Consider the following 12,770-nt stretch of genomic DNA (forward strand, 5'->3'; position numbering starts at 1 on the left):
GTCACCGAAAAACTTCGCCAAGTTGGGGTGAAGTCCCTTTTTTATGTGTGGAAATCCTTGTGTATCAAGGACTCAGATTAATGCAAAATGCTCAATTAATTACATTCAAATGTTCATCTAAATTTTTTTCAAATGCATTTCGATTCATCCTATCTAGTCCAGGATTTGCTTTATGTGAAATTTTCAAATTATAAACATCTCTCAAATGCTTAAGTTGAAGTTTTTCAGATAAAAGATCCGAATTACTCATAAAACGTCACCTGCTTAATGTATTAGTAACAGGGTCTCTAGAGGATAAAGGATGGCACCTGTAAACAGGTCAGGATGAGGCAAAGACAAAAGCTTTTTGACGCCTTTTAACTAGGTTTACCCCGAAGAGTCCACTCAAATTAATGAGCACAAAGCTAGAGACCCTGTTACCATGACTATTTTCCCACAATAACTATAATCTGTCACTATAGAGCTAACCTGCATACAATATAAAAAGTGAAAACGCCCTTCACAATTTTGACGTTTAGCATCGAATTCACTTTTACGACCTTTCCTCGTAATCCTTCAATTCTCCCCCATATTGAGGGAAAAGTAAGATTGTGTACGATAATATAAATAGTACCCCACATAATGAGACCTCCTCATAGCGGCCAAGGCTACGGTCTACCGGACCGACCTGTAAGGCTCGATCACACGATCAGCGACGGTAAAAAGATTACGTTGAGACACTGAAGAAAATAGTCGTTACATCAGTATTTAACGATTTTCTTCTTAAACCGTTTTTTGAGGGGCCGCAATGAGGAACTACCCTTTCACGAAGAAAAAACGACGAACGCCATTCGACGGGCGCCGGTGAAACTATAAGTTTTTTTGACAGATTCGAGGGCGACTTGGCCGTAATTGAGGTCCCTGGCGGTTTCACCTTCAACCTTTTAGAGTTTTCGTGAACTTAATTCCCGTATATGAGGTATTAACCGTTGAAAGGCTTGAGCCATCTCGTTTACGGAATTAAAGCGACGATTAAGATCAGGGCTTGTTGCGATTTCAAAAAATTCGAATACGGTATCGCCCTTTATAGCCGAGAGCTCTTTTTTTCCAGTAAGTATATAGCAGATGATGAAAGCAAGTGCAAAGACTTCGTGACGAACTTCATAGTTTTCAAACCCGATAATTCTCAAATTTGAATCGTTCAGTGAACCTTTAAACTCGGTTCCAGGACGTGTCAGTCGGATATGCGGGTGTTTCGCCAAGCCAAAATCAGCAACCTTCAGGAATACACTGCCATCAATATGCTGCTTGACAAGAATGTTGGTATATGAAATGTCCCGATGCCAAAGACCTTCATGATGGATATATGAAAATGCCCGGAAAAGTTGTGTAATGAGTCGAATTCTTTCATTTATGGAAAGTCGATCATTCCATTTGAAGATGTATGTATCGAGTGTTAGAGGGACAAATTCCATTGTGTATGAATTGTTTTGATTATCGTACTCGTAAGCTTTGATAATGAAAGGAGAGTCGAATTTCTTCAGGTCGTCAAATTCGTTTCGGAACCGTACGAGTTCTGCAGTAGTCAAGTTATTTAATGCTCGTTTCTGAGCGATCCACAGGTCATAGCTTTCATCTCTATATTTAAAGACTTGTGAGTAGGAACCTTCCCCAACGAAAATTAACGGATACGCTCTCGATGGATTGTTCGGTACCGAGACTGACTGTTTAAGATGGAAAATGTTCCGATGATCGATTAGTTCGATCTCTCCTAGATCATCCGGGATGGGGCTGCCATTGGTCGGTTTTAAAAAAGTTCTGCATTTCTTTAACAACTCATCATAGGATGGGTCTAACTCAAATTCAAATTCGGTAGTTTTCAAATTCATTTTTAGAGATCCGATCATTTGAATTATGGCTAAAAGCTTCCGGCTTTCATCTGCATTATAGTGGCGGTTCCCTAGAAGTTTCGTAAACAGATAGCGAAGCAGCCCATTCAATTCATAATGCAATGCGGAGAACAACCATTGCTGATTCCGGTGAGAAAATGCGGAATAGTATTCTTCATAAATCCGGATATTATCAGCTCCAAATAAATCTTGAAAATCACGAAGTTTACGCTTCATTAGAGCAACACTATCATTGTGAGCAATAAGATCCATAAGATTTCATCTCCAAAAGGGATTGTCCACTGCGCTAACCTCTATAATAATGTGTAAGGATTTCGAATTGCAGGCACATAAATATTTTAATTTAAGAGAGGTCACTTGTTGGCACCCTTGTATCATGTTGTTCTCCATCCTCTGACATTGACATATAGTATATTTTATTTTCGATCATACCATCTGCGGTATCTTTGCTCCCATGTAGCCTGCAATCGGATCCTTAAATAGGGAGGCTCGCCTGGTTGATCAACAACAAAGTGTTCATAGTATGTAGGTATGGCATAATCAATTTCTCCATTACTGTTCTCTTCTTCAATAAAAGAAAAATTCGCCTCAATATAATTGAAGCGCAGCGCTCTTTCCGCTGCTATGCTCCGATAAAGTAGTAATATCCTCAAAAGTTATTACTGTCTCTGTTCGCCCATAACAACGGAAATTGCTTATTATTAATTAACCCTCTTAAGTCTCATTTTCATATTCCCTGGCCCATAATTTTTGTTTGTTAATACTCTGATACCTGATTCCACATGATATTCCTAATTATAACAAAAACCTCTGACATTAGTTTGCCAGAGATCTTCTAATACGTATTATTTTTGATAACCGAGTATCTCCTCTACAAAGAATATTGAAGTGCTCTATCCCCTACCTTCTGTCAGGCTCAATTTCCTCTTACAAACATCGCATCGCACACCTCAATAACTAATCCGAAACCGGTGGGGATAAATGTATATGCTAATCTAGCACCCGATACATCGGTCGCCTCACTTGAGTCCCATTCCCTAATTTTTCGTTCCATTTTCTCGTGGAGACTCCTACTTCTTTTGCTACGTTTTTCAAACCTTATATCCATTTCTGTTGCAATTTATTTCTTACATACTTCCTTTATCTGAGTTAATTTCTTTTCTCTTGGTATTCGTTTGCTGACTTTCTTCTGAAAAAGTAGCTTCTCTAAAATAATGTCATGATTACCAATACTCCAGAAAGTGATCCTCATTTTCCCAGCAGCTCCATGATCGTATCTCAGACATTCGACTCGAGGGATAAAAATGAAATCATTTCATTTATTGAAGTAAAACTAAATAATAAATAGTTTTTTATACAAGTTAATTAGGAATTATAACAATACAATAAACAGTGAGTAGCCATTGATTACTCACTGTTTTTTATTCCTACCAGTTAAAATTAGAATGTCTGCAATTACAAATATATATAACATTAGCGTGGCGTCGAAGGAACCTAAACGAGTCACATTGACGAAAGCAAAAATAACTTTTCCGCATAAGAAACCATCCGTCTCACTTAGCACTTTTCTGAATATGTTTCACGATATACTTTGCATCAGGACCAACACCACGCAGGGTCGCCGAAGCAAAGGTTCGCTGCCCGGACAGCCCCACAAAATATAGACCAGGTACAACCGCACTTATGCCTCGGTCTTGTAATGGATCTCCCTTAGCATCAAGTCCTCCTAGATCCTTAATAAAGGAAAGATTGGAACGAAACCCAGTTGCAAAGATTACGCTATCCACCTTCTCTTTTGAACCATCTGGCCAGATCACCCCATCTTCATAAAACGAAGTAAACATGATCTTTTGCTTGGGGTTGCCATCCTTCAATCTTTGTTTGTACCCATCCAAGTCCATAACGGAAGAAGCGTTGGCTAATGACTTCCCTATCGGCCAGTGTGAATCGATACCGGTGATGATAAACCAAAAGTGAATATCTTTTCCTAAAAAACGCTGCGGAACAAGCGAGACCGGCTCACGAACAGCTAACATGGTATTGGCTATATCTGCTAACTCCATTGCGATTTGTACGGCAGAATTTCCCCTGCCAACAACGATAACCGATTGATCCCTAAAGGGATCCGGTTTCTTATAAACCGCGGAATGTACGATAGTACCTTTGTATCTTCCTGACCCTGTATTGACGGGATATATTACTTGTTAAAAGAACCGGTAGCGCAAATCACGTTGCTTGCAGTATAGGTTTCTCCCGTAGTCGTACGCACTTGAAAAACACCTGATTCTTTAGAAACTTGCTCAACACGTTGATGAAAGGCAATTGGTAATTGAAAGTGAGACGCGAAGTTTTTTAGGTACTGAACAACCTCATCTCGATTAGGGTATCGGTCACATAGAGACGATATGAAGTTCGGGTAGGGATGAATATTTAGCCGGCGACAACAGCTTTAAACTATTGTAGTACTTCGGCCACGACCCTGTCGCCTTCTTATGATCATATGGGAGACAACAAAAAACAGTGAAAGTAAAGCAATGCTTACTTCTTCACTGTTTTTTTGTTTGATTTATTCTCGCGTTGTCCTCAATGCTCCTCAATATCACACTGTGTTTCCGGACCATCAACTTGAATCGTAGTATGTTTAATTTTAAATTGTTCCTCTAGAATGCGTTCAGCCTTTTTAAGGACCACGGCACTATTTTGTATATCATTCACGACGATATGACAGCTAAGTGAAGGGAAGTCCGATGAAATAGTCCAGACATGCAGATCATGTACTTCGATCACATGTTGAATGGAACTAAGCATATCTTGAACTTCGTTGACTTTAATATTGGATGGTGCCCCTTCCATGAGAATGTGGATTGAATCTCGAGTCACCCTGAAAGCACTCACGATGATAAGAATGGACACCAATACGCTGGCAATCGGATCTGCTAAGTTCCAGCCGAAAAACATAATCAGTAAAGCAGCAATAATGGCTCCAATGGAACCAAGTAGATCACCAATTACGTGAAGAAAAGCACTCCTTATGTTAAGATTTTCGGACCTGTCACCTTTCATCAGAATATAGGCCGCAGCTAAGTTAACAATCAAGCCAATGGAAGCGATAATGATCATACCCGAACTCATAACTTCGGGTGGCTCAGAAAATCGTTTATAAGCTTCCCAGAATATGTATAACGAAATTACGATCAAAGTAATACCATTAATAAATGCAGCTAAAACCTCGAACCTTTTGTATCCGAAGGTTTTATATTTGCTGGCTCTTCGCTCCCCAAATATCATAGCAAAATAACTTAATCCAAGGGCAGCAGCATCGCTTAGCATGTGACCTGCATCAGAAATTAAAGCAAGGCTGTTAGTCATAAAACCGCCAATGGCTTCAACAATCATATATGCTGTAATGAGAATAAAAGAAAGTTTTAAGGCTTGTTTATTCACGTTTTTACCATGACTATGTGAATGCCCCCCCTCTTGGGAGTGGCCATCATGATTCGATTGTTGAAGTGAAACGCTTTTTTGTCCCATTGATTTCAACTCCCTCATGCTCATAGTGTATCTACACGATTTATCGCTCGAAATAAAGGGTTCCCTAAACTAAACCAAATTACGCCATTTAGTTTTCAACCTTCACCTCTTACACATTTTCGTTAATATTCTTGTTTAAATACTTACCTTTTTTAACAGACAACAGAAAAAGAGCCTAATCGTAAAATGATCAGGCTCTTTTGGGATAAGTAATTTCATTTAACTAACAATATAAGTCTTAACTCAGGATACTAAGGTCATAAACCCTACAAATGAAACAAATGTAAATATAACTGCACAAATCAGAGCTGCGTAAGCATTCTTATTTTTCTTAAACAACAGGTACATTGAAACAATACTACAAAGTGCCACTATAAAGAGGAACACAGATATCGGACTCCATGTAATTTCAACTGGAACCCGCACTCCTTCTCCTTGGATCAACCACATATATAACTTAGATGCTGATGATTCCATCAATTGAGGATTTAAATCATGAGGGGCTGGCTGCTGATTCATATAGCCTGTAACGGTATAGATCAGTAGAATAATGATTCCCTCGACCAGCATCCACTTTTTAGGATTGAAATCCGTATGGTTTAGGTTCCTTTTTACTAAGAAACCGTTCAAGAAAGCAATGACCAAAAGCGGAATCACGAAAAGATGTTTTAACAATAAGGATTGACCATATGAAGTGATCCAAGAGTTCACATAATCAGGATCTGTTCTCATATTTAAAAGTAATCCGGATACAAGGATGATAATCATAGCGATAATTGCAAGCGGATGATACCATCTTAAAAACGCCTTCCACTCATCTGCTTTATTGGGTATATACAAGCCGGCAACAACCAGAATGCCTGCCCAAACGCTTACAGAAAACAAATGTAGAAATTGCGTCCAAAAACCTATGATTCCAAAATTGGAGGATGCATGGCTTGACCACGATAGAGTCCCGATAATACCGATCGCTACCAAGAATAACCCCGTAAGAGCTATTTTATTGGTTCCTTTACTATCAACTCCTTTGTTCACCAACACGGTACTGATAAATAATCCGGTGAAAATCACTGTCCAAATATATGCTTTCCCTTCTGAGAAAAACAGCATGACATTCTTAAATATAAGTGCAAAGCCTGCATCATCTGAGAAAAAGAGAACAATTCTGAGAACCGGTAGAAACGAAAAGATTGCGACTCCTACTGCGGCTATAATTAATAATTTGGCAGGGAATTTGACTTGTGTATGAATGCGTGGGACGATAATGCCCCCGAATAAGATAGCTAAGCAACTATAAAGTATGGGTTCCCCTATCCAATACCAATTCATTTTTTCCTCCGAGTCATTCCTCTTCCTACTCCAGCTATAATCAGGATGATCACAATACCAACCACAAAATAAATCCAAATATTATTTTTTCCCGTTTGATTTATGTCCGACTCCGTATTCGCTTGATTACCGCTTGCAGTCTCGGAAGTCACCTCAGGAGTTTCCTTCGGCTCAGAAACTGCCTCTTGATCTGTTATTTCCGGTGCCTTCGCATTGGTTTCTGTAACCGGCTCCTTTGCTGATATATCGACAGTAAAGTCATATTTTCCTTCTATAGGGTGACCGTCTTTCCCAACAATTCTCCATTCAACGGTATATGTACCATTTTCAAGAGCCGTCCCATCCATAATATGCCTTGTCATCGTATTCCCCTCAATCGTAGTTTGATCAAGAGGCACTTCCTGTTTCGATTGATGAATGATTTTAAAAGAGCTAAGTTTTTCAATATTCGTGTTAAATTGCAGGGATACATCCTTAAGTTCCGTCGTCACGGTTTCCCCTTCTTTGGGTGATGACATTTCCAATTGAGTATGTGCAAATATCGTAGTTGGGAAGGCAAAAACAAGCGCAAAAAGCATACCTATTATTATTTGCTGACCTATTTTCTTTATCATAATAAAGCAACCCTTTCAATTTTTAATTAACATTGCTATCAGACTAACACATGAATATATGTTCATTCAATAATGTTAAAACTCTAATTCTGACAAATTTAAGACAGAGTGAATTTCTTATGCAGAAATTCACTCTGTTAGATTGTTGCGCACTTCATAGGAACGAATTAAATACATTCCATGATGATAATAATTCCCATTAATACCGGCACAATCAGGGAAGCATACAAAGCTTTCTTTCTAAATACCATCACTTGTAATTGACGCTCTGGGTCCATCAGCTGCTGAATTCGATAATTGATCGCGGTATGCGAGAAGTGCAAACCATAACCTGGAGTTTTTACGGTTTGATTCTTGATTAAATCAAGGAGTACATGGCCTAAAGGCGACTCACTCCCCATCTTTGCAATTGCAAATCGGTCTGCATTCAGTTCCATCCATATTTGATAGTATTGGACCAGCTCTTTTACGATCGGGACATAAATCAGGCTCTTCGAACTGATACATAACATTACATTATGAAGAGGATGCCGCTTTAAACAGTGAAACGATTCATGTAAAATAATTGCATTTAGTTTCTCTTCATTGAAATGGTTGATAAGACCGGTAGATAGCACGATGAAGGGCTTAAAGAATCCTGACGTCACTGCAATCTTTCTTGAATCTGAGACTACTTTGATCCTACAATTCAAATCTACGTTTTTTTCAGTATAGTAAATAGACAAATCAGGCAATTCGTTAGAACTAACGAATTTCCCCCAACTTCGATATAGAAAAAATTGTTTTATGGTTTGATAACTAAGAATGATGAGTGAATACGCAATAAAAGCATTTATAAAAATCTCATGATTAAACAATGCATCTCGAATGGTAGACATCATCAATGGGGTGATATCGGAATCAGAAGGCACGTCTTTAATTTGGTGAAGGACATTGTAACCCATCTGAAGCAAGACAGTTGCACAGATTAGTAAAGCAATGGTTAAGGATATTTTCGGATTATGACTAAAATCATTTGGTTTATTCATCTCGTCTCATTTCCTTCAACTTAAGCTCTAATTGTTTGATTAAATCAGGGTCAGCACTGTCTAGATTATCTATTAGATTTTTGACCAAAAATGTACCAAAGTCCGCAAAGAGACTGTCTGTAACAGCTCGTGTCTGCTCAGTGATAAACTCCTCTTTCGTTTGTGGGGAATAAAAATGCGACACCTTGGATCGCCCTTTCCCCGTTGATTCTCTAATGAGATATTCCTTTTCCACCAGTCTTGTCATGACCGTCATTACAGCGTTTTTCGATATAGGGGTCTCATCATCAATCATCTCGTGAACTTCTTTTATTGTGACTCTACCTTTTGCCCATATGATATCCATAATTTTGGCTTCTAACGAGCCAAAAAAACGATTAAGACCTTCCTCATCCATGTTAATCTTTTTTATTCGCATGATAATCCACCTTTTCCAAGTTGATTAATATCATAGTATGATGATTTAAACCGACTACTATACTTTAAATCATCTTTGGGGATATGCCAATAACACGCATTCAACTGGATGAGGATCCTTTTTATAGGAATAAAAAAATATCTTAATCGGTCTCGGAACTGAAATCGACGAATAGCTTTACCCAGACCTGAATATGCGCTTAAACAAAATCATACTGCCTTACGTCAACAATAACGGCTCGAAGGTAACCATTGTGAGAAGTTTGAAGATGTACATCTTCTGCGTCACTTTCCGTGGAATAAACCGCCACAAAGTCCCCTTTTTGAAAGTAGCCTAAACCATCATTTAGATTCCCTTGGCCTTCAACGATAAACATGGTCATGACTCGAAACGGTGCAAGGGTTAATGACATTGATACCCTGTGCTCAAGTTCCAAATCTATCATGGAAACATCTGTTTTTAGAACAATTGGGGAATTGTCACCAATGATCTGACGAACTCTCACACCTCCCTTTTGTTTCACAGAAAAAGCACTAGACTGATACCCACGATGGCGTGGAAGATCCCTAACACTTTGAGAGCGTTTCGGATCAAACCATATTTGAAATCCATGTGCTCGCGGACCTAAGAAACGCTCTTGATGACATAACCCCGTTGCAGTCTGCAGTACGTGGACTCCCCCTCGACTAACTCTATAGACCTTCCCTTTCACGTCATCATGTTCCATTGTTCCCTGAAGCATGTAAGTCAGAATTTCGAACCGGTGATGATATTGTATAGGGGAACTAAAATAATCACTTACTCGAAACCAATTCCAGTAAAACAGAGGCCCCACTTCCTTTTCGTCCGGTGTTTTGCCACAACTGACGGGTATATGACCGTTTAATTTTACCCCCCATTCCATAAACCCTTGATTACGAGGTGGATAAATGTGAATGTTCATATATAGCCCCCTGTTAAAACAATTAAACTCGTATGAATGAAGAATACGCCACCAATAAGCATTCAGGGAGAGCTGCTGACTTACTTATAGATATATTCGAATTGGAATCAGCGACTACTGATTGAACACAATCAAGTAATAGCCGCCTGCAGTCCGACATCTATAGAAAATTGTACATTGATTTAATTAGTAATAACCCCAGATTAATGTCAGAAGTGTACCGAATACCGTGACTAAGGCAATGAAAATCCCATAATACAGACTTGTATATATTGATTTCTTATCTTCCGTTTCACCAGCATGCATAAACACAACCAATTGTATAGCTGCCTGAATGAACGCTGTAACAAGAAGAATAGTAGCTCCGACGGCGAAGGACATATCCAAGAAGTATACCGTAAGAGCAGCAGCGATCAAGACAAGTGAAAATACAAAACCTATCACTTGTTTTCTCGGAAATAACTCTTTCATGTTCACATCATTCCTTTCAGGAAGACGAAGCTAAAGATGAAAATCCAAACAACGTCAAGGAAATGCCAATACAGCGAGAAAATGAAAGCTTTATTCGTGGTTGCCGGTGTTAATCCATGCTTTTTGATTTGAAGGATAATGAACAATCCCCAGGCTAAACCTATCGCAACATGCGCCCCATGAATACCTAAGGTAGTGAATAGAATCGCAGTAAAACCGCTAGTCTGGAGAGAAGCCCCCTCATGAACGTACACAAAGAAATCATATATTTCGACACCTAGAAAGCCTAATCCGAGAAGCAACGTAATCAGAAAAAATGTGATCATGGCTTTTGGTCTTCCTAAGCGCATAGCATGTATGCCTAATCCGATTGTAAAACTGCTTGCCAACAGCAAAATCGTTTCAATTAATACGGGGGCGATTTCAAATAATTCAGCACCTGTCGGGCCGCTGCCTGTTCGATTAACTAGTGTAAAATAAGAAGCAAACAGCGTTCCGAAGAGTGAGATTTCAGCCCCAAGGAAAATCCAAAACCCAAAAATATTAAGCCGGTTTTGTTCCGTTCCGTATTCTAGTGGGAGCGATGGATCTGTTTTCATTCTCTAACCTCCCCCAATCTTTTTTCAGTATCAATAATTTTTTTAACGGGGATGTAATGTCCATCATCTTGTTCAAATGAGCGATAAGCCAAACAAGCAAAAATTCCGATTGTAGCTGCAATGGCGACGCCCCACATCGCGAAGACTAGTGCAAATCCCCATACGAAGAAAATAATCGCCATGATGAATGGTAATCCGCTATTATTCGGCATATGAATTTGATCTATTTTATTTTTGAAAAGTTTGAATCCTTTCTTCTTATAATCCCAGAACGCTTCAGTTGAATTTACCGTTGGAATTACAGCAAAGTTGTATTCAGGTACTGGACTGTGTGTCGCCCACTCTAATGATCGAGCGTCCCAAGGATCAGCCGGAATATCTCTTGATGCAAAGCGAGTGCTGTAATAGATGTTATACACGATAAGTACAAATCCGATTAAAAGCCCAATTGCTCCAATAAATGAAATCATATTCCACAGACCAAATCCGGTAGACTCTGAATATGTGTACATTCGTCTTGCCTGTCCGTCCAAGCCAGAGATAAACATAGGGAAGAAGGTTACACAAACACCTACCGCAATAAACCAGAATGCCCATTTCCCAATTCTCTCATTTAGCATAAAGCCGAACATTTTTGGCCACCAGTAAGTAAGACCCGCAAGCATCGCAAAAACGACTCCTGGAATAATAACCAGATGGAAGTGGGCCACTAAGAACATGGTGTTATGGTACTGATAATCCGCACTGGCCATTCCCAGCATGACGCCGGTTACTCCACCAATGGTGAAAATGGGGATAAACCCTAAGGAATACAGCATGGGAACCGTAAAAACAATTTTTCCTTTTCGAAGGGTGAATAGCCAGTTAAATATCTTGATCCCCGTCGGTACGGCTATAGCCATGGTCGTAATCGAGAAGATACTGTTCACGAGCGCTCCCTGACCCATTGTAAAGAAATGATGTACCCAGACTAAGAATGACAGTGCAGAGATGGCAACCATGGATATTACCATGGATTTGTAGCCATAGAGATTACGTCGAGCAAAGGTAGAAATAATCTCACTATAAATACCGAATGCCGGCAGGATTAAAATGTATACTTCTGGATGTCCCCAAACCCAGAACAAATTAGCCCAAAGCATGTCCATACCGCCATCTGCCGTTGTAAAGAAGTTTGTGGCAAAAAGTCGATCCATTGTCCCCATGATGAGCGCAATGGTTAGGACAGGAAACGCAAACACAATAATAAGGTTGGTAATCAGCGCAGACCATGTGAACATAGGCATCTTCATCAAGGTCATGCCTGGTGCTCTCATTTTTAATATCGTCGTGATAAAATTGATACCCGTTATTAAAGTACCAATGCCCGAAATTTGAAGAGCGAACATATAGTAATTCGTTCCTACGGACTGGCTAAACTCGTTCCCGGCAAGAGGGAAGTAAGATGACCAACCAGCATCAGGAGATCCACCGATTACAAAAGAAATGTTAAATAGCATAGCACCGGAAAAATATAACCAATAACTTAAGGCATTTAGCCTCGGAAATGCAACATCACGAGCGCCAATCTGAAGCGGCACCACAAAATTCATTAAAGCCATAATGAATGCCATCGCCATAAAAATAATCATGACAACCCCATGGGTTGTAAATATTTCATTATACTCTTGGGCTCCAAGAAGATTATTATCAGGTACGGCCGTTTGTGCACGCATCATAATCGCGTCTGCGCCGCCTCTGAATAACATCAGCAGAGCAGATATGAGATACATGATACCAATACGTTTATGGTCAACCGTTGTTAGCCACTCACGCCATATGTAACCCCATTTTTTATAGTAGGTTAAGCCAAAGATTATTGCGAAAACGGTAAGAGCTATAGCAACCATTGAGGCATAAATCGTCGGTCCCGGGTTGGGGACGGCAAATCGATCGAAAAAATCCATGC

The 12,770-nt window shown here is 39.5% G+C and carries 13 protein-coding genes and 1 pseudogene; all 14 read right to left on the reverse strand.

Annotated elements, in window-relative coordinates; translation table 11 throughout:
• Window positions 1-91: 91 nt before the first annotated feature.
• Window positions 92-250, reverse strand: a complete 159-nt coding sequence (locus tag M2277_RS27640; RefSeq protein ID WP_156515014.1) for a hypothetical protein — start codon at window positions 248-250, stop codon at window positions 92-94.
• A gap of 673 nt (window positions 251-923) precedes the next feature.
• Window positions 924-2,141 (reverse strand): serine/threonine protein kinase, encoded by a 1,218-nt coding sequence (locus M2277_RS27645; protein ID WP_051449144.1) that lies wholly within the window; start codon window positions 2,139-2,141, stop codon window positions 924-926.
• Between the two features lie 1,301 nt (window positions 2,142-3,442).
• The gene (locus M2277_RS27650; RefSeq protein WP_235187329.1) at window positions 3,443-3,925 is read right to left on the reverse strand and encodes an NAD(P)-binding domain-containing protein; all 483 of its coding nucleotides are present in this window, start codon (window positions 3,923-3,925) and stop codon (window positions 3,443-3,445) included.
• Window positions 3,926-4,087 (reverse strand): annotated as a pseudogene (locus M2277_RS31805) (monooxygenase); the annotation flags it as partial.
• The gene (locus M2277_RS31810; protein ID WP_081742737.1) at window positions 4,087-4,317 is read right to left on the reverse strand and encodes an NAD(P)-binding domain-containing protein; all 231 of its coding nucleotides are present in this window, start codon (window positions 4,315-4,317) and stop codon (window positions 4,087-4,089) included. The gene M2277_RS31810 and the pseudogene M2277_RS31805, both read right to left, overlap by 1 nt.
• A 155-nt stretch (window positions 4,318-4,472) precedes the next feature.
• The gene (locus tag M2277_RS27655) at window positions 4,473-5,420 is read right to left on the reverse strand and encodes a cation diffusion facilitator family transporter (RefSeq protein ID WP_036638609.1); all 948 of its coding nucleotides are present in this window, start codon (window positions 5,418-5,420) and stop codon (window positions 4,473-4,475) included.
• Window positions 5,421-5,663: 243 nt separating this feature from the next.
• Entirely contained in the window at window positions 5,664-6,749 is a 1,086-nt protein-coding gene (locus M2277_RS27660) for a copper resistance D family protein (protein ID WP_051449142.1), read from the reverse strand.
• The gene (locus M2277_RS27665; protein WP_051449141.1) at window positions 6,746-7,363 is read right to left on the reverse strand and encodes a copper resistance CopC family protein; all 618 of its coding nucleotides are present in this window, start codon (window positions 7,361-7,363) and stop codon (window positions 6,746-6,748) included. The genes M2277_RS27660 and M2277_RS27665 overlap by 4 nt, the downstream gene beginning before the upstream one ends.
• Before the next feature lie 167 nt (window positions 7,364-7,530).
• Entirely contained in the window at window positions 7,531-8,391 is an 861-nt protein-coding gene (locus M2277_RS27670) for a M56 family metallopeptidase (RefSeq protein WP_051449140.1), read from the reverse strand.
• Complete coding sequence (locus tag M2277_RS27675) at window positions 8,384-8,809, reverse strand: BlaI/MecI/CopY family transcriptional regulator (RefSeq protein ID WP_036638607.1); 426 nt, start codon at window positions 8,807-8,809, stop codon at window positions 8,384-8,386. Before M2277_RS27675 ends, M2277_RS27670 begins: the two co-directional genes overlap by 8 nt.
• 199 nt (window positions 8,810-9,008) lie before the next feature.
• Entirely contained in the window at window positions 9,009-9,752 is a 744-nt protein-coding gene (locus M2277_RS27680; protein ID WP_051449139.1) for a pirin family protein, read from the reverse strand.
• A gap of 186 nt (window positions 9,753-9,938) precedes the next feature.
• Window positions 9,939-10,223 carry a cytochrome aa3 quinol oxidase subunit IV gene (gene qoxD / locus M2277_RS27685; RefSeq protein ID WP_036638605.1) on the reverse strand — a complete coding sequence of 95 codons (285 nt, stop codon included), beginning with the start codon at window positions 10,221-10,223 and terminating at the stop codon, window positions 9,939-9,941.
• A 2-nt stretch (window positions 10,224-10,225) separates the two neighbouring features.
• Window positions 10,226-10,822: a cytochrome aa3 quinol oxidase subunit III gene (gene qoxC, locus M2277_RS27690; protein WP_036638602.1), complete on the reverse strand. Its 597-nt coding sequence runs from the start codon at window positions 10,820-10,822 to the stop codon at window positions 10,226-10,228.
• Window positions 10,819-12,768 carry a cytochrome aa3 quinol oxidase subunit I gene (gene qoxB / locus M2277_RS27695; RefSeq protein WP_036638600.1) on the reverse strand — a complete coding sequence of 650 codons (1,950 nt, stop codon included), beginning with the start codon at window positions 12,766-12,768 and terminating at the stop codon, window positions 10,819-10,821. The genes qoxC and qoxB overlap by 4 nt, the downstream gene beginning before the upstream one ends.
• Window positions 12,769-12,770 lie beyond the last annotated feature (2 nt).

Source organism: Paenibacillus sp. LBL, from assembly GCF_029893715.1.
Lineage (GTDB): Bacteria > Bacillota > Bacilli > Paenibacillales > Paenibacillaceae > Paenibacillus_AQ > Paenibacillus_AQ glucanolyticus.

Coding starts and splice junctions, on each gene's coding strand:
- M2277_RS27665 (WP_051449141.1), bottom strand. CDS start 7,363: ATGATAAAGAAAATAGGTCAGCAAATAATAATAGGTATGCTTTTTGCG.
- qoxD (WP_036638605.1), bottom strand. CDS start 10,223: ATGAAAGAGTTATTTCCGAGAAAACAAGTGATAGGTTTTGTATTTTCA.
- M2277_RS27680 (WP_051449139.1), bottom strand. CDS start 9,752: ATGAACATTCACATTTATCCACCTCGTAATCAAGGGTTTATGGAATGG.
- M2277_RS27675 (WP_036638607.1), bottom strand. CDS start 8,809: ATGCGAATAAAAAAGATTAACATGGATGAGGAAGGTCTTAATCGTTTT.
- M2277_RS27640 (WP_156515014.1), bottom strand. CDS start 250: ATGAGTAATTCGGATCTTTTATCTGAAAAACTTCAACTTAAGCATTTG.
- M2277_RS27655 (WP_036638609.1), bottom strand. CDS start 5,420: ATGGGACAAAAAAGCGTTTCACTTCAACAATCGAATCATGATGGCCAC.
- M2277_RS27645 (WP_051449144.1), bottom strand. CDS start 2,141: ATGGATCTTATTGCTCACAATGATAGTGTTGCTCTAATGAAGCGTAAA.
- M2277_RS27660 (WP_051449142.1), bottom strand. CDS start 6,749: ATGAATTGGTATTGGATAGGGGAACCCATACTTTATAGTTGCTTAGCT.
- M2277_RS27650 (WP_235187329.1), bottom strand. CDS start 3,925: ATGTTAGCTGTTCGTGAGCCGGTCTCGCTTGTTCCGCAGCGTTTTTTA.
- M2277_RS27670 (WP_051449140.1), bottom strand. CDS start 8,391: ATGAATAAACCAAATGATTTTAGTCATAATCCGAAAATATCCTTAACC.
- qoxC (WP_036638602.1), bottom strand. CDS start 10,822: ATGAAAACAGATCCATCGCTCCCACTAGAATACGGAACGGAACAAAAC.
- qoxB (WP_036638600.1), bottom strand. CDS start 12,768: ATGGATTTTTTCGATCGATTTGCCGTCCCCAACCCGGGACCGACGATT.